The following is a 23,317-nucleotide window of genomic DNA, read 5'->3' on the forward strand; positions in this document are numbered from 1 at the left end:
CGGATTAATTCACCGGCCTTCAGGCTCCCTTAAGGTACGTAACGATGATAGCCAACCAATATTTCAATCACTATGTGCGAATAGAGGCGGATCACGACAAAGGGATCGCCACGATAGTTCTCGACCGACCCGCGCGCCGCAACGCGGTCGATCGGCAGGTGGCCGATGCGTTGAGCGCCGCGTTCAGCCGCTTCGAGGCCGAGCCCGCGTGGCGCGCGGCCGTGCTGTTCGGTGCGGGCGGCACGTTTTGCGCAGGCGCGGACCTGAGCGCACTCGCCGACGACACGCGCCGCAACGAGCTGCACGCGGACGGCAGCGGCCCGGGTCCGATGGGGCCGACACGCGCACGCTTCAGCAAGCCGGTGATCGCCGCGATCGCCGGCTATGCGGTCGCCGGTGGACTCGAGCTTGCCGCGATGTGCGACCTGCGCGTCGTCGAGGAAGACGCGGTGCTCGGCGTGTTCTGCCGGCGTGTCGGCATTCCGTTGATCGACGGCGGCACGATCCGGCTGCCGCGGCTGATCGGTCTGTCGCGCGCGCTCGATCTGATCCTGACCGGCCGCGCGGTCGATGCGCGCGAAGCGCTCGCGTTCGGGCTCGCCAACCGCGTGGTGCCGAAGGGCCAAGCGCGCGCGGCCGCCGAGCAACTGGCCGCGGAGCTGGCCGCCTTTCCGCCGGCGGCGCTGCTCGCCGATCGCCGCTCCGCGCTCGAGAACAGCACGCTCGACGATCTCGCCGAGGCGCTGCGGCGCGAAGGCGCCGGCGGCTACGCGGCGGTCTTCGCCGAGGGCGTGGCGGGTGCGGCGCGCTTTGCGTCCGGCGCGGGCCGGCATGGCGGCAGCATCGACGGGGAGCGCGGATAGGACGGCGCGGCGCGATCGGCGCGAGGTTTGCAAGCGCTCCTCGTGACACCGGCCGTGCACATGAGACCCGGATTACCCGAAACGAACGAGAGGAATCGAGATGGCTACGATCTACCGGGAAATCGCCGTGGAAACCGCCGCGGCCGATGCATGGGCGGCGCTGGGCGATCCCGCCGGGGTCGCGCGCGTGTTCGCCGGTGTGCTGATCGCGGCGCGCATGGAAGGCGACCTGCGCTGGGTCACCTTCGCCGACGGCACCGTGATCGAGGAACGCGTGATCGCCGTCGACGATGCGCACATGCGGCTCGCCTACTCGGTAGGCGGCGGACGCTTCGAGCATCATCACGCGACCCTGCAGGTCGTGGCCGACACGCCCTCGCGTTGCCGCGTGATCTGGATCGCCGACTTCAAGCCCGACGAGCGCAGCGCCGTGGTCGAAGCGCTAACGGATGCGGGCTGCGCGGCGCTCGCGCGCAATCTCGCGCGGCGCTGAGCGCGGCCCGGCTGCCCGGGGGTTGCCGCCGCCGCGTTCCGCAAAAAACAACACCTTCCCTGACAGCCTGCAAGCCAGATTTGACTTAGGTAGAATCCCCTACTGTTTTCCCCCTATCCGGCGACCGCGTTCCCGCCCTCGGAAACGCCCGCCCGGCGCCCGCTGTTCGCGCCGCTTCACGCGTCACACCCCATCATCGCCATGCCTTTGCCTCTGCTTGCCCTCGCGGTTGCCGCGTTTGGAATCGGTACCACCGAGTTCGTCATCATGGGCCTGTTGCCCGACGTCGCGCGCGATCTGTCCGTGTCGATTCCGGCGGCCGGCATGCTGGTGTCCGCGTATGCGCTCGGCGTGACGATCGGCGCGCCGATCGTCGCAATCGCGGTCGCCAACATGCCGCGCAAGAAGGCACTGATGAGCCTGATCGGCGTGTTCATCGTCGGCAATCTGCTGTGCGCGATCGCGCCGGGCTACGCGGTGCTGATGGCCGCGCGCATCGTCACCGCGTTCTGCCACGGCGCGTTTTTCGGCATCGGCTCGGTGGTCGCGGCCGGGCTCGTCGCGCCGAATCGCCGTGCGCAGGCGATCGCGCTGATGTTCACCGGCCTCACGCTCGCCAACGTGCTGGGTGTGCCGCTCGGCACCGCGCTCGGCCAGGCGGTCGGCTGGCGCGCGACGTTCTGGGCCGTGACCGGCATCGGCGTGCTGGCGGCGGCCGCGCTCGCGGTGTGCCTGCCCGCGAAGATCGAGATGCACAAGGCGAGCCTCGTGCGCGAATTCAGCGTGCTGAAGAACCCGCAGGTGCTGATGGTGCTCGGCATCAGCGTGCTCGCGTCGGCGAGCCTGTTTTCGACCTTCACCTACATCACGCCGATTCTCGAGGACGTGACCGGCTTCACGCCGCACGCGGTCACGCTGGTGCTGCTGCTGTTCGGCCTCGGCCTGACGGTCGGCAGCACGCTCGGCGGCAAGCTCGCGGACTGGCGGCTGATGCCGTCGCTGGTCGCGTTCCTGATGGCGATCGTCGTGATCCTGTGCGTGTTCGCGGGCACGATGCACGCGCGCTTTCCGGCGATGCTGACCGTGTTCGTGTGGGGCGTGCTCGCCTTCGCGATCGTGCCGCCGCTGCAGATGCTGATCGTCGATCGCGCGAGCCATGCGCCGAATCTCGCGTCGACGCTGAATCAGGGCGCGTTCAATCTCGGCAACGCGACCGGCGCGTGGCTCGGCGGCATGGCGATCGGCGCCGGCGCGCCGCTGACGACGCTGCCGTGGGTCGGCGTCGCGACCGCGCTCGGCGCACTGCTGCTGACGTTGTGGTCGGTGTCGATCGAGCGACGGGTAGCGATGGCCGGGTAATGCTGGAGCGGGCGCCGCCAGGTGCCCAACCTTCCTGCCCGTAGTAGCATCCCCGCCGATGAGAGTCATCTTCACCCGCGATTTCCTCGCGCTGATTCTGAGCGTCGCCGTCGTCGGACTCGGCAGCGGCGCCACCCTTCCCCTCACCGCCCTCGCGCTCGATCAAGCCGGTTACGGCACCGACGTGGTCGGCCTGCTGACCGCCGCGCAGGCGGGTGGCGGTCTCGTCGTGGTGCCGCTCGCCGGCTGGATCGCGGCGCGCTTCGGCGGCCGTCAGGTGATCGTCGGCGCGGTACTGGTGGTGGCCGGCGCGACCGCGTTGATGCAGCTCACCGCGAACCTGTGGCTATGGGCGCTGCTGCGCGTGCTGTGCGGCGCGGCGCTGATGCTGCTGTTCACGATCGGCGAAGCGTGGGTCAACCAGCTCGCCGACGATGCGTCGCGCGGCCGCGTGATCGCGATCTACGCGACCAACTTCACGCTGTTCCAGATGTCGGGCCCCGTATTGGTGAGCCAGATCGCCGGCTTCACGCAGGGACGCTTCCTGCTGTGCGGCGCGATCTTCCTGCTCGCGCTGCCGCTGCTCGCGACGATCCGCGCCACCCCGCACGCATCGAGCGACGAACACGCCGAGCATGGCGGCTGGCGCCGCGTACTGCCTCGCATGCCCGCGCTCGTGATCGGCACCGGCTTCTTCGCGCTGTTCGACACGATCGCGCTATCGCTGCTGCCGCTGTTCGCGATGGCGCATGGCATGTCGAGCGAAGTGGCCGTGCTGTTCGCGTCGGCGCTGCTGCTCGGCGATACGACGATGCAGTTTCCGATCGGCTGGCTCGCCGACCGGCTCGGCCGCGAACGCGTGCATATCGGCTGCGGCGTCGTGGTGGTCGCGTTGTTGCCGCTGCTGCCGTGGGCAGTCGGCTCGCCGTGGCTGCGCTGGCCGCTGCTGTATGTGCTCGGTGCGGCCGCGGGCGCGATCTACACGCTGTCGCTGGTGGCGTGCGGCGAGCGCTTTCGCGGTGTCGCGCTGGTGTCGGCGAGTTCGCTGGTCGGCGCGTCGTGGAGCGCGGCGAGTTTCGGCGGCCCGCTGGTCGCCGGCGCGTTGATGAAAACGGTCGGCCACGATGCGGTGGTCGGCGTGCTGTTGTGCTCGGCGCTCGCGTTTTTAGTGGCGGCGTGGTGGGAGCGCCGGCGCCTCGTGTCGCGGGCGCCGGGTTGATGAATCGACGCCAATTGCTGGCTTTTGCGATCTATACGCAGGGTGATAATCTTCAATCCACGTTGCGCGGAGATTTGACGCAGGGCCCATATTTCGTGGCGCCGCCGCAAGCAACGGGGAGTCCGCCATGGTCTCGATGCGCCTGTTGCTCCGTGCAAGCCTGTTGGGCACGGCGATCGCGGTAGCCGCGATCGTCGCCGCGAACTGTGGAGGCGGCGGAGGCGGAAACAGCAGCGCCCCGTCGGGCTCGAGCGTCGGTGGCAGCGGCGCGTCGGGCGCCTCCAGCCCGGGCGCGGCGAGCGGCGGCAGCACCAGCGGCGGCACCACGAGCGGCGGCGCCGGCACCGGCGGCACGGGTACTTCGGGCAGCGGCATGGGCACGTCGATGAGCGGCGCATCGTCGGCAGCCTCGCAGGACGTGCTCACCTTTCACGACGACATCGCGCGCACCGGCCAGAACCTCGGCGAAACCACGCTGACGCCCGCCAACGTGACGGCTTCGACGTTCGGCAAGGTCGGCTTCTTTAGCGTCGACGGCAAGGTCGACGCGCAGCCGTTATTCGTGCGCGCATTGACGATCGCGGGCGGCACCCACAACGTGCTGTACGTCGCGACCGAAAACGACAGCCTGTTCGCATTCGATGCCGACACCGGCACGACCCTATGGCAGGTGCGCACGCTCGGCACTGGCGAAACCCCGAGCGACGACCGCGGCTGCGGCCAGATCGAGAACACCATCGGCATCACCGCGACGCCGGTGATCGACCGCTCGCGCGGCACGCACGGCACGATCTACGTCGTCGCGATGTCGAAGGACGCGGCCGGCGGCTACCATCACCGCCTTCACGCGCTCGACCTCGCGAGCGGCGCCGAACTGCTGAACGGTCCCACCGAGATCGCCGCCTCTTATCCGGGCGGCGGCGCGGGCACGACGAACGGGGTCGTGCCGTTCACTCCGTCGCTGTATGCGGAGCGCGCCGGTCTGCTTTTGCTCGGCAACACGGTCTACACGGCGTGGACCTCGCACTGCGACGACGGCGGCTATACGGGCTGGATCATGGGCTACGGCGCCGACACGCTGCAGCAGACCACGGTGCTCAACGTGACGCCTAACGGTCTCGGCGGCGCGATCTGGATGAGCGGCTCGGGACCGGCGTCGGACGGCTCGTCGATCTATCTGCTCGATGCCAACGGCACCTTCGATACGACGATGACCTCGAGCGGCTTTCCGGCCAGCAAGGACTTCGGCAATTCATTCCTGAAGCTCGGCACGTTCGGCGGCCTGGCGGTGGCGGACTACTTCGCGATGACGAACGTCGTGCAGGAAGCCAGCGACGACATCGACCTCGGCTCCGGCGGCGCACTGGTGCTGCCAGACCTGACCGACGCGAGCGGCACCGTCCGGCATCTGGCGCTCGGCGCGGGCAAGGACAGCACCATCTACGTGCTGAATCGCGACTCGATGGGCAAGTTCAACCCGACGGTCAACAACATCTATCAGGAGATTCCCGCGCAACTGGCCGGCGGCGAATTCGGCATGCCCGCCTATTTCAACGGGCGCGTGTATTTCGGCTCGGTCGGCGATCATCTGAAGGCGTTCACCGTGACCAACGCGAAGCTGTCGATCACACCGACCGCGCAAAGCGCGATGACGTTCGACTATCCCGGCACGACGCCGAGCATCTCGGCGAACGGCACCACCAACGGCATCGTGTGGGCCGCCGAAAACGGCACTGTCGCGGCCCTGCATGCGTTCGATCCGGTCACGCTCAACGAGCTGTACAACAGCAACCAGATGGGCATACGCGATCAGGTCGGCACGGGCAACAAGTTCATCACGCCGATGATCGCCAACGGCAAGGTGTATGTCGGCACGACGAACGGCGTAGCGGTGTTCGGCTTGCTGGGTGGATGAAAAACGACCAGGGCCGGCTTGCGCGCCGGCCCTCGTTCATCGTGACTGCCGCACTCAGCCTCGGGCCGGCAGAATCTCTCCGGCACACGGGCCAAACCCCACGCGATAGCCGTCGCCCTGGCACCAGCCGAGCAGCGTCAACTCATCACCGTCCTCGATGAACGTGCGCGTGCCGCCCTCCTTCAACTCCAGCGGCTTCTTGCCGTTCCACGTCAGCTCGAGCAGGCTGCCGTACGAATCCTCGCTCGGCCCGCTGATCGTACCCGAGCCCATCAGGTCGCCCACCCGCGTGTTGCAGCCCGCCACCGTGTGATGCGCGAGCTGCTGCGCCATCGTCCAGTACATGTATTTGAAGTTGGTCCGCGCGATCGTGCTCGCTTGCCGCGCCTGTTGCGCACGCAAGGTCACTTCGAGATGAATGTCGAACGCATGCTGTCCTTGATGGCGCAGATATGCGAGCGGCTCTGGCTCCTGCACCGGCTGCGCGACGCGGAAGGGTTCGAGCGCGTCGAGCGTGACGACCCACGGCGAGATCGTCGTCGCGAAGCCCTTCGAGTTGAACGGACCGAGCGGCACGTATTCCCATTGCTGGATGTCGCGTGCGCTCCAGTCGTTCAGCAGCACCATGCCGAAGATGTGCGCCTCCGCGTCCTCGCATGCGATCGGCTCGCCGAGCGCATTGCCCCCGCCGATGATGAAGCCCGTCTCCAGTTCGATGTCGAGCTTGCGGCACGCGCCGAACACCGGACGCTCCTGATCCGGCAGCTTCAGCTGACCATTGGGACGACGCACCGGCGTGCCGCTCACCACCACCGACGACGCCCGTCCGTTGTAGCCGATCGGCATCTCCGACCAGTTCGGCAGCAGCGCATTCTTCGGATCGCGGAACATCGAGCCGACATTGGTCGCGTGTTCCTTCGACGAATAGAAATCCGTGTAGCCCGGAATCTGCACCGGCAGATGCAGACGCGCATCGGCCGCAAGCACCAGCACCTTCGCGCGCAACGCGGCATCGTCGCGCAACGTCGCAGTATCGCGCGCGAGCAGTCGGCTCAGCTGGATACGCACGCTGCGCCACGCGTCGCGGCCGAGCGCGATGAAATCGTTCAGCGCATCGCGTGCGAATACGTTCGGCGCCGGCACGCTCACGAGACCCTCGGCCTGCAACGCGGCCAGATCGACGATCTGATCGCCGATCGCGACGCCCACGCGGCGCGCGTCGTTGCCGCGGTCGCTGAAAATGCCGAACGGCAGGTTCTGGATCGGGAAGTCGCTGGCCGGGTCGTTGGCCGACTCGATCCAGCTCTTGCGCGACGCATCGAGCGTCGCCTGGAGATCGTTTACCGCGTTCATCGTTGCTCCGGATTGAAGTGTTTCTTGAGGCCTTGCCAGCACTCGTAGTAATGCGCCTGCAGTTGCGCGGTTTCGAGCGCGAAGCGGGTCGGCTTGATCAGCGTGCGCGTCTCGAACATGAAGGCCATCGTGTCGTCGACCTTCTTCGGCACCGAGGTGTCGATATGCGACGCTTTCTCGAACGTGTCCGCGTCCGGGCCGTGACCCGTCATGCAGTTGTGCAGGCTCGCGCCGCCGGGCACGAAGCCCTCGGCCTTCGCGTCGTAGACGCCATGCACGAGGCCCATGAACTCGCTCGCCACATTGCGATGGAACCAGGGCGGCCGGAACGTATCTTCGGCGGCGAGCCAGCGCGGCGGGAAGATCACGAAGTCGATCGTATCGACGCCCGGCGTGTCGCTTTGCGATTGCAGCACGAGGAAGATCGACGGATCCGGATGGTCGAAGCTGATCGAGCCGATCGTGTTGAAGCGGCGCAGGTCGTATTTGTACGGCGCGTAGTTGCCGTGCCATGCGACCACGTCGAGCGGCGAATGGCCGATGTCCGCGCGCCATAGATTGCCGTTCATCTTCGCGACGAGCTCGAACGCGCCTTCGCGGTCTTCGTACGCGGCATGCGGGCTCAGGAAGTCGCGCGGATTCGCGAGACCGTTGGAGCCGATCGGTCCCAGTTCCGGCAGACGCAGCAGCGCGCCGAAGTTCTCGCAGATATAGCCGCGCGCGCTGCCGTCCGGCAGGCTCACCGCGAAGCGCACGCCGCGCGGAATCACCGCGATCTCGTACGGCTCGATATCGACCCGGCCCATTTCGGTCGCGATATGCAGGCGCCCTTGCTGCGGCACGATCAGCAGTTCGCCGTCGGCGCTGTAGAAGAAGCGGTCCTGCATCGAACGGTTCGCCGCGTACAGATGGATCGCGCAACCGCTCATCGCTTCGGCCGAGCCGTTGCCCGCCATCGTGACCCAGCCGTCGATGAAATCGGTCGGCTCGCTCGGCATCGGCAGCGGATCCCAGCGCAGCTGGTTCGGCGGCGTCGGCGGCACTTCGGCGAAGTTCGCGACGAGCCGCTCCGACGGCATCAGCGTGAACGGCTTGTGCATCGCCGCCGGACGAATCCGGTACAGCCACGAGCGACGGTTGTGACCGCGCGGCGCCGTAAACGCCGTGCCCGAAATCTGTTCGGCGTACAAACCGTAGGCTGCGCGCTGCGGCGAATTGCGGCCGCTCGGCAACGCGCCCGGCAATGCCTCCGTCGCGAATTCGTTCAGGAAGCCCGACTGATAGCCGGGCTCGATTTCAGGCCGCAGGCGTTCGTCGGCCGGCGTACGTGTTGAGGTATCCATACAAGGTTCTCCGCGAGTTGCTCGATTCTTTTCCGATTGGTACGTGATCTTTGCAGTGAGGCTCAGGCCGGCTCCGCTTCGGACGCGCGCCTCGGTTGCCGCGTCGCACCGGCGAGTGCGACCACCAGCAGCGCCGAGCACAGCACCGGCACCGCCGCCGCATGAAACAGCGCGGCATTCGACCAGTTCAGCGCGATCAGCTGACCGCCGACGAGCGGCCCGATCACCGAGCCGATCCGGCCGATGCCGAGACTCCAGCCAATGCCGGTCGAGCGCAGCGCGGTCGGATAGAAATGCCCGGCGAGCGCATTGACCGCCGGCTGTCCGCCGACCACGCAGAAGCCGCCCGCGAACACGACGACGAGCAGCCACGGCAGCACATGCGCGACCACGCCGATCGTGCCGACCGCGAACGCGGCAAGCGCGAAGCACGCGAACAGCACGCGCACGAAACCCATGCGCTCGATGAACCAGCCGAGCAGCAGCGTGCCGATCACACCGCCCGTCTGCAGCACCGTGCCGACGATCACCGCCGTGCCCGCCGTGTAGCCGGCGTCGCGCATCACGGTGGGCAGCCAGTTCGACAGGAAGTACAGCACGATCAGGTTCATGAAGCTGATCGCCCACAGAATCAACGTGACCGGACCGCGGCCCGCGCGAAACAATTCGGCGACCGGCGCGCCGTCGCTGCGTTTTTCGCTGACGACGAGGCGCGTGTTCGCGTCGATCGGCAAGGCCGGGTCGAACTTCGCCAGCCAGTTCACCGCGCGCTCGCCGCGGCCCTTCAGCACCAGAAACTGCAGCGACTCCGGCAGAGCAACCAGCATCGCGAACGCGAGCAGCAACGGCACCGCGCCGCCGACCCAGAACACCGCGCGCCAGCCGTAGGCCGGAATCAGCGCGGCGCTGACGAAGCCGCCGACCGCCGCGCCCAGCGTAAAGCCGCACGACACCAGCATCATGCGCTTGACGCGATGCGCGGGTGTGGAGAATTCGCCGACCAGCGCCATCGCGTTCGGCATGATGCAGCCGAGCCCGAGCCCGGTGATGAAGCGCAGCGTGATCAGCGCGGGAATGGTCGCTACGAACGGCGTGGCGAGCATCGACAGCGAGAAGAAGAACGTTGCGCCGATCAGCACCGGCCGCCTGCCGATGCGGTCGGCCAGCACTGACAGCCCGAGCGCGCCCAGCAACATGCCGAACAGGCTCGCGCTGAAAACGGGGCCGAGCGCGGTTTTCGCGACGTGCCATTCGGCGATCACGCTGGGCGCGACATAGCCCATCGCCTGCGCGTCGAAGCCGTCGATCAGCAGACACAGCCCGCACAGCGCGAGCAGCATCGCCTGAAAAGCCGGGCGATGCGTTTCGGCGAGCACGCGCTCGACTTCGATCACGTTGGCGGCGGATTGGTCACTCATTGGGTCGTCCCTCAAGCTCACTGAAATTGCGTTTTACGCATAGTAAAACGAATTACGAATAGTGAAACTAACGTATACCCCTGGAAGCTCGCTCGCCAAGCTCGTGATTTCGCGCTCAGCCCCGGCCGACAAGCCTGAGACCCATAACGTTATGACCATTTTGTTAATCTGCGCGGGGCGCGTACTGCTACCATCAATGCATGCGGCCATCGCGTCGCGCCGCCACGCGCCCGGTGCGCGTTCATCGTCGCCTTTCAATCGCCTTCATGATTTCGCCGACCATTCCCGATCTGATCGCCCGCGCCGCTCATCACCCGTTTCTCGGCGAGCATCTGGCCCTGGGACAAGGCGCGCACGCCGGCATCGCGCTCGCGCATTTCGACGGCATCGAGCTCACCAGCGCCTACGAGCCGATCTTCGACATCAGCGTGCATGCGCTCGCACAGTCGCTGTCATGCGGCGCGGAAGGGGTCGACCGGTTCGGCGACGAACTCGGCTTTCAGGCCGTCACGCACCGGCTCGGCGCGCCGTCGTTCGACGTGTTCGATCCATTCGACAACATCGCCGACGATCAGCAACTGGTCGCGCTAGACCGCATGTCGCGCGCGCTGCACGCAATCAATTTCTTCGGCCCGCAACGGCATGGGCTGCTGTTTCTGCGCGTGCACGAGAGGCTATTGAAGAGTGTGAAGTACGACCACGGCCGGCATTTTTCGAGCGTGCTGACGTCGTTCAATCTGAGTCCGTCGCGCATCGTCATCGAGCTGCCGGCGGCGGCGGTCGCGCACAAGACGTTTCTTGGCTATCTGACGCGCAGCTATCAGCACTACGGGTTCAAGGTGGCGGGCAATCTGTCGAACGCGGGGCAGATTCTGTCGGTGTCGGAAACCGCGCGGCTCGACTTCATCAAGATGGATGCGTCGGTCGCATTGCGCGACGCGACCGTGAAGCCGCTCGTCGGCTACGCGGGGCGGCTGCGGGTGCCGCTGATTTTCAATCGCGTGATGGATGAGGCGCAGTTCTCCGCGCTACAGCAGTACGACGTGCGGTTCGTGCAAGGGCCATTGTTCAACGCGCATTATCACGACCGGGCGGCGTGACACGAGGTTGGCGCGATTGGCCGGGGCGCCCCGGCATCGCCTCAGCCCGGCTCCCCCAGGCGCGCCGCGAGCGCCTTCAGGCGCGGCGCGACATTCTCGCGAAACACCTCCTCCCCCATCGACGAAGCGGGCCCGCTGCAACTGAGCACGAGCCAGCGGTTTTCGCGCGGCTCGCGAAACGGCACCGCGACCGCGTTCACGTCGTCATGCCACGCGCGAAACGAATAGCAGCAGCGCTCGGTCGCGAACGCGGCGATCTCCTGTTCGGCTTCGGCGACGAGCATCGCCCCCATTCTGCCGGCGGCTTTTTTCAGTTCCGCGAGTAGCGCGGTGCGGGCCTCGAGCGGCTGCACCGCGAGATAGGCGCGGCCCATCGAGCTCGTCAGCATCGACAGTTTCGAGCCGGATGCGAGGCCGAGCGTCAGCGCGGTTTCGCTGCGGATCGTCTCCAGATACACCATGTCGAGCCCGTCCCGGCACCCGAGCGAAACCGCCGCGCCGACTTCGCGCGCGAGGCTGCGCAGATGCGGGCGCGCGAGTTCGAGCGTATCGGAGCCAGACAGCAGCGCGAAGCCGAGCGACAGCACGCCCGCGTCGAGCGCATATTTGCCGTGTCTTTCGTCGAGCCGCAGATAGCCGAGCACGGTCAGCGTGTAGGCGAGCCGGTTCACGGTGGCCTTCGGCAAACCCGTGCGTTCGACGAAATCGCGATTGCCGAGCATCGTGTCGCCCGGCCGGAACGCGCGCAGCAGGTCCAGCCCGCGAGCAAGGGCAACGACGAATTTGCGTTCGTCGAGCGGAGCGGAGAAAGTGGATGGCAGCGTCATAGGGTGATACACTCAGGCGTCGTTTGCAAAACATTGTTTCGCAAGGCGGAACGCAAGTCAAGCTTGTTCTGAGTGAGAAATCAGGAGATACGTCATGGCCGTAGCCGCGCAGTTTCATTGGGAAGACCCGTTGCTGCTGGATCAGCAGCTCACCGAAGACGAACGCATGGTGCGCGACGCCGCCGCGGCTTACTCGCAGGACAAGCTGCTGCCGCGCGTGCTGGAGGCGTTCCGCCACGAGAAAACCGATGCCGGGATCTTTCGCGAAATGGGCGAGCTCGGCCTGCTCGGCCCGACGATTCCCGAACAGTACGGCGGCCCCGGTCTGAACTATGTCGCGTACGGACTGATCGCGCGTGAAGTGGAACGTGTCGACTCAGGCTATCGCTCGATGATGTCGGTGCAGTCGTCGCTGGTGATGGTGCCGATCTACGAGTTCGGCTCAGATGCGCAGAAGGAAAAATATTTGCCGAAGCTCGCGCGCGGCGAGTGGATCGGCTGCTTCGGGCTGACCGAGCCGAACCACGGCTCCGATCCGGGCAGCATGGTCACGCGCGCGAAGAAGGTCGACGGCGGCTACTCGCTGTCGGGCTCGAAGATGTGGATCACCAATTCGCCGATCGCCGACGTGTTCGTCGTGTGGGCGAAGCTCGAGGAAGACGGCAAGGACAACATCCGCGGCTTCATTCTCGAGAAGGGCTGGAAAGGTTTGTCGGCACCGGCGATTCACGGCAAGGTGGGTCTGCGCGCGTCGATCACCGGCGAAATCGTGCTCGACGAAGTGTTCGTGCCGGAAGAGAACATCATGCCGGGCGTGAGCGGCCTGCGCGGTCCGTTCACGTGTTTGAACTCGGCGCGCTACGGCATCGCCTGGGGCGCGCTCGGCGCGGCCGAAGCGTGCTGGCACATCTCGCGTCAGTACGTGCTCGATCGCAAGCAGTTCGGCCGGCCGCTCGCCGCGAACCAGCTGATCCAGAAGAAGCTCGCCGACATGCAGACCGAAATCACGCTCGGGCTGCAAGGCGTGCTGCGCCTCGGCCGCATGAAGGACGATGGCACGGCCGCGGTCGAAATCACGTCGATCATGAAGCGCAATTCGTGCGGCAAGGCGCTCGACATCGCCCGCCTCGCGCGCGACATGCTCGGCGGCAACGGCATTTCGGACGAGTTCGGGGTCGCCCGCCATCTGGTGAACCTCGAGGTCGTCAACACCTACGAAGGCACCCACGACGTTCACGCGTTGATCCTCGGCCGTGCGCAGACGGGTATTCAGGCGTTCTTCTGATTCCGCTGCTGGCGTTCCGCTAGTGCAAAAAAGCCGGTTCTTCTTCCGAAGAACCGGCTTTCTGTTTGAGGCCGCGCAGCTTACTGGTTCGGCTGCGGCGTGAGGCGCAGGTACGGACGCAGCGCCTTGTAGCCCTTCGGGAATTTCTGCTTGATGACTTCCTCGTCCTTCAACGACGGCACGATCACGACGTCATCGCCCTGCTTCCAGTTGCCCGGCGTCGCGACCGAGTGACTGTCGGTCAGTTGCAGCGAATCGATCACGCGCAGCACTTCGTCGAAGTTGCGGCCGGTGCTCGCCGGATACGTGATGATCAGACGCACCTTCCGGTTCGGATCGATGACGAACAGCGAGCGCACGGTGAACGTCTCGTTCGCGTTCGGATGAATCATGTCGTAAAGCTGCGAGACCTTGCGATCGCCGTCCGCGAGAATCGGAAAGCCGACGTTGGCGGCCTGCGTCTCGTTGATGTCCTTGATCCACTCCTTGTGCGACTCCGCGCTGTCGACCGACAACGCGATCGTCTTCACGTTGCGCTTTTCGAACTCGCTCGCAAGTTTCGCGGTCAGGCCCAGCTCGGTCGTGCAGACCGGCGTGAAATCGGCGGGATGCGAGAACAGCACGCCCCAGCTATTGCCGAGCCACTCGTGAAACCTGATACGGCCAACACTCGACTCCTGTTCGAAATCCGGCGCAATGTCGCCAAGACGTAGACTCATAGTGCATCTCCTGTGGGTATTCGGAAGGTATCCGGATGGGGTCGCGGGCGTGTGCCCGCGGCGGCCCGTCACGATAAAGCATAAGGCCGCGGTGGTACATGGCGAACCAACATCGCGTCAGTACTTTATGCGTTTTTGTAATTTTCTCCCGTTTGATGGAAACTTTGCGGGACAGATCAACTCAATCCAATACCGGTCTGGAGCAGAGTGCCCTCAAACGGGTGTCCTGTCGCCGCGCGCTGCCGGGAACGGATCATGCGGCGGCGGTGGCACGCAACCGGCACTATGCTCGCCAGCGACCGTTTCTTTGGTTACGATTTACGCGTAGCGTGAGACAAAGGGAGCTGTCAATGTCGGAAGTCAACAAGGAGAGATTGATGTCGGATATCAAAACCGTCCTCGCGGACGCTGAAGACCTGCTCAAACAGGCCGCGAGCGCTACCGGCGAACGCGCATCGGAACTGCGCGAAACCGCGCTGACGCGCCTGAAGCAGGCGAAAGAAAAGGCAGCCGACGTCCAGGTCGTGGTCGTCGAAAAAGGCAAGAAGGCGGCCCGCGCCACCGACGACTACGTGCACGAGCATCCGTGGGCGTCGATCGGCATCGCCGCCGGGATCGGCGTCGTGGTCGGTCTGCTGATCAATCGCAAGTAAAGGCCGGTGAGGTCGCCGGAGCACGCATGTCCGGCGCACCGGAGACACGGGCGGACCGGCGCGAGCCTCGCCGGTCCCCTTCTGCTGGCGCGCGTGCGCGCCGGCCAGGCCCTCACGCGCAACGCCCACAGCCATGACGACCGAAACACACTCGCAGCGCGCAGAACACAGCCCGTTGCGCCGTATTCTCAGTTCCGTGTTTGCAATCCTGCAGACGCGGCTCGAACTGGTGGGCATCGAACTCGCCGAGGAAAAAGACCGCCTGCTCGGCGTGCTGTTTCTCGGCCTTGCGGCAATGATGCTCGCGACGATGGCCTTGATCGCGTTGACCGCACTGGTCGCCATCGCCTTCTGGGACACCTACCGATGGCAGTCGCTTGCCGGCATCACCGCGGTCTACGCGATTGCCGGCCTCGCCTGCGCGCTGAAGGCCCGCAGCGGATTGCGCAACGCGCCGATGGTATTCGAAGCGACCATCGCCGAGTTCGAAAAGGATCGCGACGCGTTTCGCAGCCGCGACTGATGGGCAAGTCTGTTTGCATCCGATCCCTCGCTTCACCTCCACTGCCGCCGACACGCCATGAGCCAGTCCCGTCCCGATACCGCCTTTCGTAACAAGCGCCTTCCGTCGAAGGATCTGAGTGCGCCGCATCTGCGGGCGCTGCGCAAGGAATTGCTGCTCGTGCGCGCGGACGTCGAGCGCGTCGAGCTCGCGCAGGCCACCTTGGAACTGCGCCAGGCCGTCACGCATTTCAGCTGGCTCAAGTTCGTGATTCCCGGCTTCGGCGGCGTGCGCGTCGGTAAAGGCCCGAAGGCGAGCGTGCTCAACGCGGGCACGATCGGCGCATTGCTGAAGCAGTATCCGTTCATCAGCTCGCTCGCTTCGCTGTTGCTCGCCAAACCGCTGCGCGCAACGGTCGTCGCGGGCGCGAAGCCCGCGCTCAAGTGGGGCAGCATTGCACTCGGCGCGTGGGAAGCGTTCCGGATCTGGCAACAGATGAAGAACGAGTCGGCGGCGGCGCGGGCGGCTTCGGCGGCTTCGGCTGCGCAGTCGGCGGCTGTGCAGGCCGATTCGACGCGAAGCGGCTACTGAAGCCCTCTGCGATCTATCGCATGTCCCGCTCGCACGGCCGTACGCGTCAGCTTTCATTGACCCGCTAACCTGTATTCCAGCATTCGCTGCTCGTGAGCGTCGTGCCGCTCGCGTCGTTTCTATTGCCTCGCTGACCTGTCGCATCGAGCGTGAATGTGCCGCACGGGTCGTCGCGCATCGGACCCGTTTCGACGGGCGCTGCCTCGATCGAATAACCGCCGTTCGTGTCGCCCACGGGCAACACGCGCACGCGATACACCGGCGCGCCGAACTGCGGCGCCTGATCGATGCCCGGTGGCAAGGACGGCACAGCATCGCTCGCGGCTCCCTCGACGAATTGCGCAACCCGATATAACGCCGACGCCGCATCGACACGATGCGTGCGTGCGATGTGGCTGCGATACGAAGGGATGGCAAACGCGGCAAGCGTGGCGGCAATCGCGAGCGCGATCACGAGTTCGAGCAACGTGAATGCGAATGTAGTCGGCCTTGTCATGGGTGTCCAGTAGGTGCGTTCCTCAGAATGGTCTTGCGGCAACGCGCCGCCAATGACGTTCGACCGTGCCGTCTTCGGTCACGACCGCCATCTGCAACCAGACTTGTGACTCGCTGCTCTGCCCGAAGCCGCGCGCGGTCAGCAGGTAAGCAGTAGCATTGGGTCGGTTCGTGAGACGCCAAGGCTCGATCAGACATTGCGGCGCGCGCGCCGATCCCGGCCATTGCGCGATCGGCGTGATCGCGGCGGCATCGAACGCGGTTTCAAGCCTCCATTGAGCCGGCTCGCCGGACGGGAGCGGTGTTCCGGGCGCGTCGCCACTCGCCGAGAGCACGCTGCGTTCGCACAAGGTCAGCGCCGAATCCGCCGCGTGAAAAGCCTGCAGATAGTCGCGCACATTGGTCGCGGCGCGTGCCGCCGCGAGCGAAGTTTCGAACCAGATCGCGGACGTGGCGAGCATCATGACCGAGATCAACAGCACGATGGCTAGCACCACACCGCGTTGATCCGACCGTCGAGCACCGCCCCGACAATTTCGCTTGCCTAAGTGTTTCGCCGTTCCGCCTGCGCCGCCTATTTGGTACGCACGGCAGCGTTGCATTGCCGCGTCACGGCGCATCACGACGACGCCTCCGCGCGATTACGCAGCGCAACCCTGCGCGAAAACACTTGCCGAGGCCGCGTGTCGGTGCCGAGTGTACTCACGCCATCGCAATCGACGTACTTCGAGCGCTGTCCTTGCGGCGCGCCGCTTACCAGCACGCAGACATCGACCGCGACGACGTTCGTCCATTGATTCGCGGCTACGGCCGACGCAGTCACCGCATCGGCCGCGCCGCCCAGCCAGTAACGCAACCGCACGCGCTCGACGCCTTCGACCAGCGGCTGCGCGGACCCCGCATTGCCGCTGCCTGCGCAGTAAAGCTCCGGCTCGCCGGTCGAGCCGCTAACGTTGGCGAAGTAGCGATTCACCACCGGCGCGCCCTGATCGCCAAGGACCGCATCACTGCTTTTGACGGCCTGCCCGACGCAGTCGGTGACCTGCCCGCTCGACGATGGCCACGTCGATACGACATCTGCGACGTAACGGATCGCGACGCCATCCGAGCCGGTGCTCAACGCAGTGCAAGCGAGGCTGTCGTCGGCGCCGCTCGGACGACCGCCCGAGCAGCCGAACAGCGCAGGTGCCGCGTGATAGCCGACGACATCCGCTGGGACGAAGCCGGCCATCTGCAATTGCTGGCCGATCAGCATCAGCGCGGTCAACCCGGCTTCGCGAATCCTGGTCGCGTTGCTCGCCTGCACGAACGCGTTGCGCTGCGCCGTGTACAGGGACACGGCGCCCGCGGTCACGATCAGCCCGAGCGCCATCGCGATCAGGAATTCGACCAGCGTATGACCGCGTGAACATTGCAGCCGCCTCATTTCACGAACCCCAACGCGACACACGACGATCCGGCTGGTGCATCGACGTCGCCACAAGGCTCCGCCGGTTCAGCGATCACATCGCCCGCCATGGACCGGTCCCGCACGGACGCCCACGTCACGCGTGATGTCGCGACCGCTCCGCTGCCACCGATCGACGCGTCGCCGTGCGGCAACAGAATGCTCGACCACGCGCTCCATTGATGGAGCGCGGCATCGCCCATGGCAGGCGTGCGCGTCGCTTCGGCTATCGAATCGGCTATCCACGCGGCACTCTCGCGCAGCGTCATCGCGCGCGCTTCGCGCGCGGTCCACAGCTGCGCCGCGATCAAACCCAGCGCGCTCACCGCGACCAGCGCGACCGCCAGCATCACCTCGAGCAGCGAACTGCCGCCGCATGCCGATGCACGCGCACCGGTATCGAATGTGAGGCGGCTCATGACGTCGCTCCGCATGCGCCGTCCGAGATCCGCGCGCGGCCACCTGCCGCGACACTGATGCAGCGCCGCCACGGGTTCCCCTGCATCGACTTCGATGGGCTTCGCGGCGCGATATCGAAACTTCGGAACGCACCGATCAGTTGCCCCGCCGGCGGCGTGAAGGTCATCTCCGTCTGCACGCCGGTGATGCTCACCGCCGCAAGCGCATGCTGCGCGCGCAACAACGACGGCCTGCCGCCGCGCTCGACGAATACGGCCCAGCCGCAAGCCCAGTCGGCGATGCCATCGGCGCAAGCCTGACCCGACGCGAGACAGACGCGCGCCGCACCGACGCGACACACCGTGATGCGCGTGCCGCGCCGCAGCGCCTCGCTGCGCGCGTAGGCGAACGTGGAAAGCAGCGCCTTCGAGCGCGCGTCGACCTGATCGCGCATGTGCCAGGCGGCGAACGACGGCATCGCCATCACGGCCATCAGCATCACGAGTGCGATCACCGCCAGCGTTTCGACGAGCGTGAAACCGGCGCGCAACGGCCGGCGAATCCCCTTGAATTTCATCTGCATCCCTGAGCGTTTCGAATGGATGCAGCCAATCTAGCGATTTGCGAGCACTCCGACCATCGTCCGAATGGCCAGGTGGCATTCAGACGTTAGCGTGCACAACAATGCACGTGACGTTCGATCACGGAGGCGGGAGAAGCGATGCGAGAAGAAAAGCGCGAAATGCGCGAGGCGATGGAGGCGAATGACCGCAGCTCAGCTGCGGCACGCGTGCGCTCAGCGCTTGCGGGAAGGCTTGGGCGGCGAAGCCGCGCGGCGGAATTCCTCGATCACGTCCTCGAACTCGGAGACGTCTTCGAAGCGCCGGTACACGGAAGCGAAACGGACGTAGGCGATCGTGTCGAGCGCGCGCAGCTCGTTCATCACGAGTTCGCCGAGGCGCTCGCTACGCACCTCGCGCTCGCCGCTGCCGAGCAGCTGATACTCGATACGGGCGACCGCCGCTTCGATCGCGTCCACCGCAACCGGGCGCTTGCGCAGCGCCAGTTGCATGCTCGCGACGATCTTGCGGCGATCGAATTCCGTGCGCGTGCCATCCTTCTTGACGACCGACGGCAACGCCAGCTCGACCCGCTCATACGTCGTGAAACGCTTGTCGCAGGCCGGGCAGCGGCGGCGCCGGCGAATCGTCGCGCCGTCTTCGGATACGCGCGAGTCGACGACCTGCGTATCGGCGTGGCGGCAGAAGGGGCAATGCATGACGGCTTAGCCGTAAACCGGGAAGCGCTTGGTCAACTCGGCGACTTGCGCGCGCACGCGCTCGATCGTCGCAGCGTCTTCCGGGTTGTCCAGTACGTCGGCGATCAGGTTGCCGACCTGCTCGGCTTCCTTTACGCCGAAGCCGCGCGTGGTCATGGCCGGCGAACCGAGGCGGATGCCCGAGGTCACGAACGGCTTTTCCGGATCGTTCGGGATCGCGTTCTTGTTGACCGTGATGTGCGCCGCGCCGAGGGCCGCTTCCGCAGCCTTGCCGGTGATCTTTTTTGCGCGCAGGTCGACCAGCATCACGTGGCTTTCGGTGCGGCCCGACACGATGCGCAGACCGCGCTTGACCAACGTTTCAGCGAGCACGCGCGCATTCTCGACGACTTGCTGCTGATAAGCCTTGAATTCCGGCGACAGCGCTTCCTTGAACGCGACGGCCTTCGCGGCGATCACGTGCATCAGCGGACCGCCCTGGATGCCCGGGAAGATCGCCGAGTTGATCGGCTTCTCGAACTCGGCCTTCATCAGGATCACACCGCCGCGCGGGCCGCGCAGGCTCTTGTGCGTCGTGGTGGTGACGAAATCGGCGTGCGGCACCGGGTTCGGATAGACGCCCGCGGCGACGAGACCAGCGTAGTGCGCCATGTCGACCATGAAGTACGCGCCAACCGACTTCGCGATCTTCGACATGCGTTCGAAATCGATGCGCAGCGCGAACGCGGATGCGCCCGCCACGATCAGCTTCGGCTTGTGTTCCTGCGCGAGCTTCTCGGCGGCGTCGTAGTCGATGTCTTCGGCTTCGTTCAGGCCGTAGCTGACCACGTTGAACCACTTGCCCGACATGTTGACCGGCGAGCCGTGCGTGAGGTGGCCGCCGTGCGCGAGGCTCATGCCCATGATCGTGTCGCCCGGCTTGAGCATCGCGAAAAACACACCCTGGTTCGCCTGCGAGCCCGAGTTCGGCTGCACGTTCGCGGCTTCGGCGCCGAACAGCTGCTTCACGCGGTCGATCGCCAGCTGCTCGGCGACGTCGACGTATTCGCAGCCGCCGTAGTAGCGCTTGCCCGGATACCCTTCGGCGTACTTGTTCGTGAGTTGCGAGCCTTGAGCGGCCATCACGGCCGGGCTCGTGTAGTTTTCCGACGCGATCAGTTCGATGTGCTCTTCCTGACGGCGGTTTTCCTGCTCGATGACCTTCCAGAGTTCAGGATCGACGTTGGCGATGGTGCTTTGGGCTCTGTCAAACATACGGGTTCCGTTGAGTGTTTTCAGGTTGACCGGATCGTGCGCCGAATCCTGCGTAGAGGGTACACAGCGGGGTACGCAGCACTGTGGGCGGCGAGGCTTGCCCTGACGTGGCGAGTGGAGAGTCGCCGCACACGCGAGGCAGGCCAGCCACCGTCAGCGCAGATTAGTGCGCGCGGTTCACGGCTGCCCAGGCGAACGGCAAAACGGCACCCTGCGCTTCACGGTGGGTTGTTCCACCTTGAACCCGATTGGTTGAATCGGCTGAGTCGGACGACTCGGTTCTATCGCCAGTCACGCAGGGTCGAGCGCGTTAGTGTATTGGAAGAGGCTCGAATAGGCAACCGACTCGCGGGTGCTCCGGCGGCCGCTGGCGGGGCCTCCGGACGGACCGGCGACGCCGCTGCGCAACCCTCTGACGAAAGCGCGCCGGCCACGCCGCGCAGCCGTTGCGCGCCACCGCAGCAGCAGCCGATCCGGCTCGTGCATCCTTGCCGGAGCGCCGCATTGGAAGTAGGCTTGCGGCCTTTGTCTCGCACCGACCAGGGAACTGCAATGATCGTGTTTGTCACAGGCGCGTCGGCCGGCTTCGGCGCCGCCATCGCCCGCTCGTTCGTCAAGGGCGGCCATCGTGTCGTCGCCACCGCTCGCCGTAAGGACCGCCTGCATGCACTCGCCGACGAACTCGGCGACGCGCTGCTGCCGTACGAGCTCGACGTGCGCGACCGCGCCGCCGTCGAAGCCGTGCCGGCCTCGCTGCCGGCCGAATTCGCCGCGATCGACGTGCTCGTCAACAACGCCGGCCTCGCGCTCGGCACCGAGCCGGCGCACAAGGCGAGCCTCGAAGAATGGAACACCATGATCGAGACCAATTGCACGGGCCTCGTGCAGGTAACGCATGCGCTGTTGCCCGGCATGGTCGAGCGCAATCGCGGGCATATCTTCAATCTGGGCTCGGCGGCGGGCCGCTGGCCGTACGCAGGCGGAAACGTGTATGGCGCGACCAAGGCGTTCGTGCGCCAGTTCGGTCTGAACCTGCGCGCCGACCTCGCCGGCACCGCGCTGCGCGTAACCGACATCGAGCCGGGTCTGTGCGGCGGCACCGAATTCTCGAACGTGCGTTATCGCGGCGACGACGACAAGGCCGCCAAAGTCTATGAAAACGTGCAGCCGCTGACGGCCGAAGACATCGCCGACTCCATCTACTGGATCGCCACGCGCCCGGCCCACGTCAACATCAACACGATCGAGCTGATGCCGGTCGCGCAGTCGTTCGCCGGTTTGTCCGTGAATCGCGGCTGAGTTTGCAGGCAGGCGCCGGCGGCCGCCGCTTCTACTGGTCGCGCCGCCGCCCATCGCTATGCCCGTTTGTTCGCGCGCCGCGCCGGTCACCTGCCCCTAGTCCCGGCGCCGCCGGCGCCCGCCACACGCAACTCACACTTCGAAACAGACCCCCGGGTGTGCGTTCCGGTAGAATGCGCCGCATGAATATGTCGACCAGCCAGCCAGGCACGGAAATCGGCTATACGTGGTCCATCCGCGTGTACTACGAAGATACCGACGCCGGCGGCATCGTGTTTTACGCCAATTACCTGAAATTTTTCGAACGCGCTCGCACTGAATGGCTGCGCGCGTGCGGCGTCGACCAGCATCGGCTTGCGGAAGAAAGCGACGCGATTTTCATCGTGCGCAGTACCGCGGTCGATTACCGGGCTCCGGCCCGGCTCGACGACATCGTGAAAATTGTCAGCCGGATCGAGCGTCTTGGCCGAGCTTCGGTAGATTTCGTGCAGGAAGCTTGGCGCGAAGGCACGTTGCTTGCTACCGGTTCGGTCCGGGTTGGCTGTGTGGACCGCGCGACGCTGCGGCCAGCCGCGATCCCGCCTTCGGTTCTCGTCGCACTGCGGCGCGGGCCGGGCGTCAGCGAGAGCGCGGACTGAGCAGCGGCGGCATGTCAACGGACGATACCTGCGCCTCGTTGTTACGGGGCCAGTGAACTCATACCGGTCAGGTAACACAAAGCATGGTTCGGCTTCGATATCGCCGAAGCTTCCGTTTTGCCCACGGCAAGCTTGAAGCGGCCTTGCAGCCGGACGCCCCCTTCCCGGGACGTTAAAACGAACCTTTATGAACACTACACAAGATCTGTCGATCGTTTCACTCGTACTCAACGCGAGCCTGCTGGCCCAGGCCGTCATGGCTCTGCTGCTGTTGCTGTCGCTTCTCTCCTGGACTTTCATCTTCCGCAAGTGGTTTGCGATTCGCCGGGCGCGCGCGCAAACTGAACGCTTCGAGCGTGATTTCTGGTCCGGCGGCGACCTGCAGGCTCTCTATCAGAGCGCCGCGAACAATCGCCACACGATCGGCGCGCTCGAGCGGATTTTCGAGTCCGGCATGCGCGAATTCCTGAAAGGCAAAGAGAAACGCCTGAACGATCCCGGCGCGATTCTCGACGGCGCCCGGCGCGCGATGCGCGCGGCGTTCCAGCGCGAAATGGACGTGCTCGAAGCGAACCTCGCATTCCTCGCGTCGGTCGGTTCGGTCAGCCCGTATATCGGTCTGTTCGGCACGGTGTGGGGGATCATGAATGCGTTCCGCGGCCTTGCCAACGTGCAGCAGGCCACGCTCGCGAACGTAGCTCCTGGCATCGCCGAGGCGCTGACCGCCACCGCGATCGGCCTGTTCGCCGCGATTCCGGCCGTGGTCGCCTACAACCGCTACGCGCACGACATCGATCGTCTGGCGATCCGCTTCGAAACCTTCATCGAAGAGTTCTCGAACATCCTGCAGCGCCAGGCACACTAAG

25 protein-coding genes and 1 riboswitch are annotated in these 23,317 nt (G+C 65.7%); of the genes, 13 read left to right on the plus strand and 12 right to left on the minus strand.

Annotated elements, in window-relative coordinates; genetic code table 11:
• The first annotated feature begins 44 nt into the window (after positions 1-44).
• From EVC45_RS04925 to EVC45_RS04945, 5 genes are all read left to right on the plus strand, one after another.
• Complete coding sequence (locus tag EVC45_RS04925; RefSeq protein ID WP_129956914.1) at positions 45-863, plus strand: crotonase/enoyl-CoA hydratase family protein; 819 nt, start codon at positions 45-47, stop codon at positions 861-863.
• A gap of 100 nt (positions 864-963) precedes the next feature.
• The gene (locus EVC45_RS04930) at positions 964-1,356 is read left to right on the plus strand and encodes an SRPBCC family protein (protein ID WP_129956915.1); all 393 of its coding nucleotides are present in this window, start codon (positions 964-966) and stop codon (positions 1,354-1,356) included.
• Positions 1,357-1,557: 201 nt separating this feature from the next.
• Positions 1,558-2,715: an MFS transporter gene (locus EVC45_RS04935; RefSeq protein WP_129956916.1), complete on the plus strand. Its 1,158-nt coding sequence runs from the start codon at positions 1,558-1,560 to the stop codon at positions 2,713-2,715.
• A 58-nt stretch (positions 2,716-2,773) separates the two neighbouring features.
• On the plus strand, positions 2,774-3,934 hold the full coding sequence (locus EVC45_RS04940; RefSeq protein WP_129956917.1) for an MFS transporter: 1,161 nt from the start codon (positions 2,774-2,776) through the stop codon (positions 3,932-3,934).
• 127 nt (positions 3,935-4,061) lie between these two features.
• On the plus strand, positions 4,062-5,849 hold the full coding sequence (locus EVC45_RS04945) for a PQQ-binding-like beta-propeller repeat protein (protein ID WP_129956918.1): 1,788 nt from the start codon (positions 4,062-4,064) through the stop codon (positions 5,847-5,849).
• Positions 5,850-5,903: 54 nt separating this feature from the next.
• On the opposite strand, the gene fahA is transcribed toward EVC45_RS04945, so the two are convergent.
• The 3 genes from fahA to EVC45_RS04960 form a co-directional block, all read right to left on the minus strand.
• On the minus strand, positions 5,904-7,202 hold the full coding sequence (fahA, locus tag EVC45_RS04950; protein WP_129956919.1) for a fumarylacetoacetase: 1,299 nt from the start codon (positions 7,200-7,202) through the stop codon (positions 5,904-5,906).
• On the minus strand, positions 7,199-8,545 hold the full coding sequence (gene hmgA / locus EVC45_RS04955; protein WP_129956920.1) for a homogentisate 1,2-dioxygenase: 1,347 nt from the start codon (positions 8,543-8,545) through the stop codon (positions 7,199-7,201). The genes fahA and hmgA overlap by 4 nt, the downstream gene beginning before the upstream one ends.
• Before the next feature lie 62 nt (positions 8,546-8,607).
• Entirely contained in the window at positions 8,608-9,963 is a 1,356-nt protein-coding gene (locus EVC45_RS04960; protein WP_129956921.1) for an MFS transporter, read from the minus strand.
• A 266-nt stretch (positions 9,964-10,229) separates the two neighbouring features.
• Between EVC45_RS04960 and EVC45_RS04965 the strand changes: the two genes are divergently transcribed.
• The gene (locus tag EVC45_RS04965; protein WP_129956922.1) at positions 10,230-11,063 is read left to right on the plus strand and encodes an EAL domain-containing protein; all 834 of its coding nucleotides are present in this window, start codon (positions 10,230-10,232) and stop codon (positions 11,061-11,063) included.
• 41 nt (positions 11,064-11,104) lie between these two features.
• Here the strand turns inward: EVC45_RS04965 and EVC45_RS04970 are convergent, their stop codons facing one another.
• The gene (locus tag EVC45_RS04970; protein WP_129956923.1) at positions 11,105-11,890 is read right to left on the minus strand and encodes an IclR family transcriptional regulator; all 786 of its coding nucleotides are present in this window, start codon (positions 11,888-11,890) and stop codon (positions 11,105-11,107) included.
• A gap of 94 nt (positions 11,891-11,984) precedes the next feature.
• Between EVC45_RS04970 and EVC45_RS04975 the strand changes: the two genes are divergently transcribed.
• The gene (locus tag EVC45_RS04975) at positions 11,985-13,175 is read left to right on the plus strand and encodes an acyl-CoA dehydrogenase (RefSeq protein WP_129956924.1); all 1,191 of its coding nucleotides are present in this window, start codon (positions 11,985-11,987) and stop codon (positions 13,173-13,175) included.
• A gap of 80 nt (positions 13,176-13,255) precedes the next feature.
• On the opposite strand, the gene EVC45_RS04980 is transcribed toward EVC45_RS04975, so the two are convergent.
• The gene (locus EVC45_RS04980) at positions 13,256-13,894 is read right to left on the minus strand and encodes a peroxiredoxin (protein ID WP_129956925.1); all 639 of its coding nucleotides are present in this window, start codon (positions 13,892-13,894) and stop codon (positions 13,256-13,258) included.
• Between the two features lie 350 nt (positions 13,895-14,244).
• On the opposite strand from EVC45_RS04980, the gene EVC45_RS04985 reads away from it, so the two are divergent.
• The 3 genes from EVC45_RS04985 to EVC45_RS04995 all read left to right on the plus strand — a co-directional run bounded on the left by EVC45_RS04985 (position 14,245) and on the right by EVC45_RS04995 (position 15,640).
• Positions 14,245-14,547 (plus strand): YqjD family protein, encoded by a 303-nt coding sequence (locus tag EVC45_RS04985; RefSeq protein WP_026225611.1) that lies wholly within the window; start codon positions 14,245-14,247, stop codon positions 14,545-14,547.
• 133 nt (positions 14,548-14,680) lie between these two features.
• Positions 14,681-15,070, plus strand: coding sequence for a phage holin family protein (locus tag EVC45_RS04990; RefSeq protein WP_129956926.1), 390 nt, complete (start codon positions 14,681-14,683; stop codon positions 15,068-15,070).
• A gap of 57 nt (positions 15,071-15,127) precedes the next feature.
• A complete protein-coding gene (locus EVC45_RS04995) occupies positions 15,128-15,640 on the plus strand; it encodes a DUF3318 domain-containing protein (RefSeq protein WP_129956927.1) in 513 nt (170 codons plus the stop codon).
• 64 nt (positions 15,641-15,704) lie between these two features.
• Here EVC45_RS04995 and EVC45_RS05000 read toward each other — a convergent pair whose 3' ends face one another.
• From EVC45_RS05000 to glyA, 7 genes are all read right to left on the minus strand, one after another.
• Positions 15,705-16,136, minus strand: coding sequence for a type IV pilin protein (locus tag EVC45_RS05000; protein WP_129956928.1), 432 nt, complete (start codon positions 16,134-16,136; stop codon positions 15,705-15,707).
• A gap of 22 nt (positions 16,137-16,158) precedes the next feature.
• A complete protein-coding gene (locus EVC45_RS05005; protein WP_211193371.1) occupies positions 16,159-16,755 on the minus strand; it encodes a pilus assembly protein in 597 nt (198 codons plus the stop codon).
• Positions 16,755-17,561, minus strand: a complete 807-nt coding sequence (locus tag EVC45_RS05010; RefSeq protein WP_129956929.1) for a PilW family protein — start codon at positions 17,559-17,561, stop codon at positions 16,755-16,757. Before EVC45_RS05010 ends, EVC45_RS05005 begins: the two co-directional genes overlap by 1 nt.
• A complete protein-coding gene (locus EVC45_RS05015; protein WP_129956930.1) occupies positions 17,558-18,001 on the minus strand; it encodes a hypothetical protein in 444 nt (147 codons plus the stop codon). Before EVC45_RS05015 ends, EVC45_RS05010 begins: the two co-directional genes overlap by 4 nt.
• Positions 17,998-18,564: a GspH/FimT family pseudopilin gene (locus EVC45_RS05020; RefSeq protein WP_129956931.1), complete on the minus strand. Its 567-nt coding sequence runs from the start codon at positions 18,562-18,564 to the stop codon at positions 17,998-18,000. Before EVC45_RS05020 ends, EVC45_RS05015 begins: the two co-directional genes overlap by 4 nt.
• 213 nt (positions 18,565-18,777) lie before the next feature.
• Positions 18,778-19,260, minus strand: a complete 483-nt coding sequence (gene nrdR, locus EVC45_RS05025; protein WP_129956932.1) for a transcriptional regulator NrdR — start codon at positions 19,258-19,260, stop codon at positions 18,778-18,780.
• Positions 19,261-19,266: 6 nt separating this feature from the next.
• Positions 19,267-20,514 carry a serine hydroxymethyltransferase gene (gene glyA / locus EVC45_RS05030; protein ID WP_129956933.1) on the minus strand — a complete coding sequence of 416 codons (1,248 nt, stop codon included), beginning with the start codon at positions 20,512-20,514 and terminating at the stop codon, positions 19,267-19,269.
• Positions 20,515-20,692: 178 nt separating this feature from the next.
• A riboswitch (ZMP/ZTP riboswitch) is annotated at positions 20,693-20,819 on the minus strand.
• Positions 20,820-21,066: 247 nt separating this feature from the next.
• On the opposite strand from glyA, the gene ydfG reads away from it, so the two are divergent.
• From ydfG to tolQ, 3 genes are all read left to right on the plus strand, one after another.
• Positions 21,067-21,813, plus strand: coding sequence for a bifunctional NADP-dependent 3-hydroxy acid dehydrogenase/3-hydroxypropionate dehydrogenase YdfG (gene ydfG, locus EVC45_RS05040; RefSeq protein WP_129956934.1), 747 nt, complete (start codon positions 21,067-21,069; stop codon positions 21,811-21,813).
• A 173-nt stretch (positions 21,814-21,986) separates the two neighbouring features.
• On the plus strand, positions 21,987-22,451 hold the full coding sequence (gene ybgC, locus EVC45_RS05045; protein ID WP_129957065.1) for a tol-pal system-associated acyl-CoA thioesterase: 465 nt from the start codon (positions 21,987-21,989) through the stop codon (positions 22,449-22,451).
• A gap of 187 nt (positions 22,452-22,638) precedes the next feature.
• The gene (tolQ, locus tag EVC45_RS05050) at positions 22,639-23,316 is read left to right on the plus strand and encodes a protein TolQ (protein WP_006047860.1); all 678 of its coding nucleotides are present in this window, start codon (positions 22,639-22,641) and stop codon (positions 23,314-23,316) included.
• Position 23,317: the final 1 nt, after the last annotated feature.

The sequence above is a fragment of the Paraburkholderia sp. UYCP14C genome, from assembly GCF_004197395.1.
GTDB lineage: Bacteria > Pseudomonadota > Gammaproteobacteria > Burkholderiales > Burkholderiaceae > Paraburkholderia.

Bases quoted from the DNA above. Each gene is read 5' to 3' on its own strand.
- EVC45_RS04975 (WP_129956924.1), top strand. From the start codon at position 11,985: ATGGCCGTAGCCGCGCAGTTTCATTGGGAAGACCCGTTGCTGCTGGAT.
- EVC45_RS04925 (WP_129956914.1), top strand. From the start codon at position 45: ATGATAGCCAACCAATATTTCAATCACTATGTGCGAATAGAGGCGGAT.
- EVC45_RS05015 (WP_129956930.1), bottom strand. From the start codon at position 18,001: ATGAGCCGCCTCACATTCGATACCGGTGCGCGTGCATCGGCATGCGGC.
- ybgC (WP_129957065.1), top strand. From the start codon at position 21,987: ATGCGCCGCATGAATATGTCGACCAGCCAGCCAGGCACGGAAATCGGC.
- hmgA (WP_129956920.1), bottom strand. From the start codon at position 8,545: ATGGATACCTCAACACGTACGCCGGCCGACGAACGCCTGCGGCCTGAA.
- tolQ (WP_006047860.1), top strand. From the start codon at position 22,639: ATGAACACTACACAAGATCTGTCGATCGTTTCACTCGTACTCAACGCG.
- EVC45_RS04930 (WP_129956915.1), top strand. From the start codon at position 964: ATGGCTACGATCTACCGGGAAATCGCCGTGGAAACCGCCGCGGCCGAT.
- nrdR (WP_129956932.1), bottom strand. From the start codon at position 19,260: ATGCATTGCCCCTTCTGCCGCCACGCCGATACGCAGGTCGTCGACTCG.
- EVC45_RS04970 (WP_129956923.1), bottom strand. From the start codon at position 11,890: ATGACGCTGCCATCCACTTTCTCCGCTCCGCTCGACGAACGCAAATTC.
- ydfG (WP_129956934.1), top strand. From the start codon at position 21,067: ATGATCGTGTTTGTCACAGGCGCGTCGGCCGGCTTCGGCGCCGCCATC.
- glyA (WP_129956933.1), bottom strand. From the start codon at position 20,514: ATGTTTGACAGAGCCCAAAGCACCATCGCCAACGTCGATCCTGAACTC.
- EVC45_RS04960 (WP_129956921.1), bottom strand. From the start codon at position 9,963: ATGAGTGACCAATCCGCCGCCAACGTGATCGAAGTCGAGCGCGTGCTC.
- EVC45_RS04985 (WP_026225611.1), top strand. From the start codon at position 14,245: ATGTCGGAAGTCAACAAGGAGAGATTGATGTCGGATATCAAAACCGTC.
- EVC45_RS05000 (WP_129956928.1), bottom strand. From the start codon at position 16,136: ATGACAAGGCCGACTACATTCGCATTCACGTTGCTCGAACTCGTGATC.
- EVC45_RS04940 (WP_129956917.1), top strand. From the start codon at position 2,774: ATGAGAGTCATCTTCACCCGCGATTTCCTCGCGCTGATTCTGAGCGTC.
- EVC45_RS04935 (WP_129956916.1), top strand. From the start codon at position 1,558: ATGCCTTTGCCTCTGCTTGCCCTCGCGGTTGCCGCGTTTGGAATCGGT.
- fahA (WP_129956919.1), bottom strand. From the start codon at position 7,202: ATGAACGCGGTAAACGATCTCCAGGCGACGCTCGATGCGTCGCGCAAG.
- EVC45_RS05020 (WP_129956931.1), bottom strand. From the start codon at position 18,564: ATGCAGATGAAATTCAAGGGGATTCGCCGGCCGTTGCGCGCCGGTTTC.
- EVC45_RS05010 (WP_129956929.1), bottom strand. From the start codon at position 17,561: ATGAGGCGGCTGCAATGTTCACGCGGTCATACGCTGGTCGAATTCCTG.
- EVC45_RS04945 (WP_129956918.1), top strand. From the start codon at position 4,062: ATGGTCTCGATGCGCCTGTTGCTCCGTGCAAGCCTGTTGGGCACGGCG.
- EVC45_RS04995 (WP_129956927.1), top strand. From the start codon at position 15,128: ATGAGCCAGTCCCGTCCCGATACCGCCTTTCGTAACAAGCGCCTTCCG.
- EVC45_RS05005 (WP_211193371.1), bottom strand. From the start codon at position 16,755: ATGCGCCGTGACGCGGCAATGCAACGCTGCCGTGCGTACCAAATAGGC.
- EVC45_RS04980 (WP_129956925.1), bottom strand. From the start codon at position 13,894: ATGAGTCTACGTCTTGGCGACATTGCGCCGGATTTCGAACAGGAGTCG.
- EVC45_RS04965 (WP_129956922.1), top strand. From the start codon at position 10,230: ATGATTTCGCCGACCATTCCCGATCTGATCGCCCGCGCCGCTCATCAC.
- EVC45_RS04990 (WP_129956926.1), top strand. From the start codon at position 14,681: ATGACGACCGAAACACACTCGCAGCGCGCAGAACACAGCCCGTTGCGC.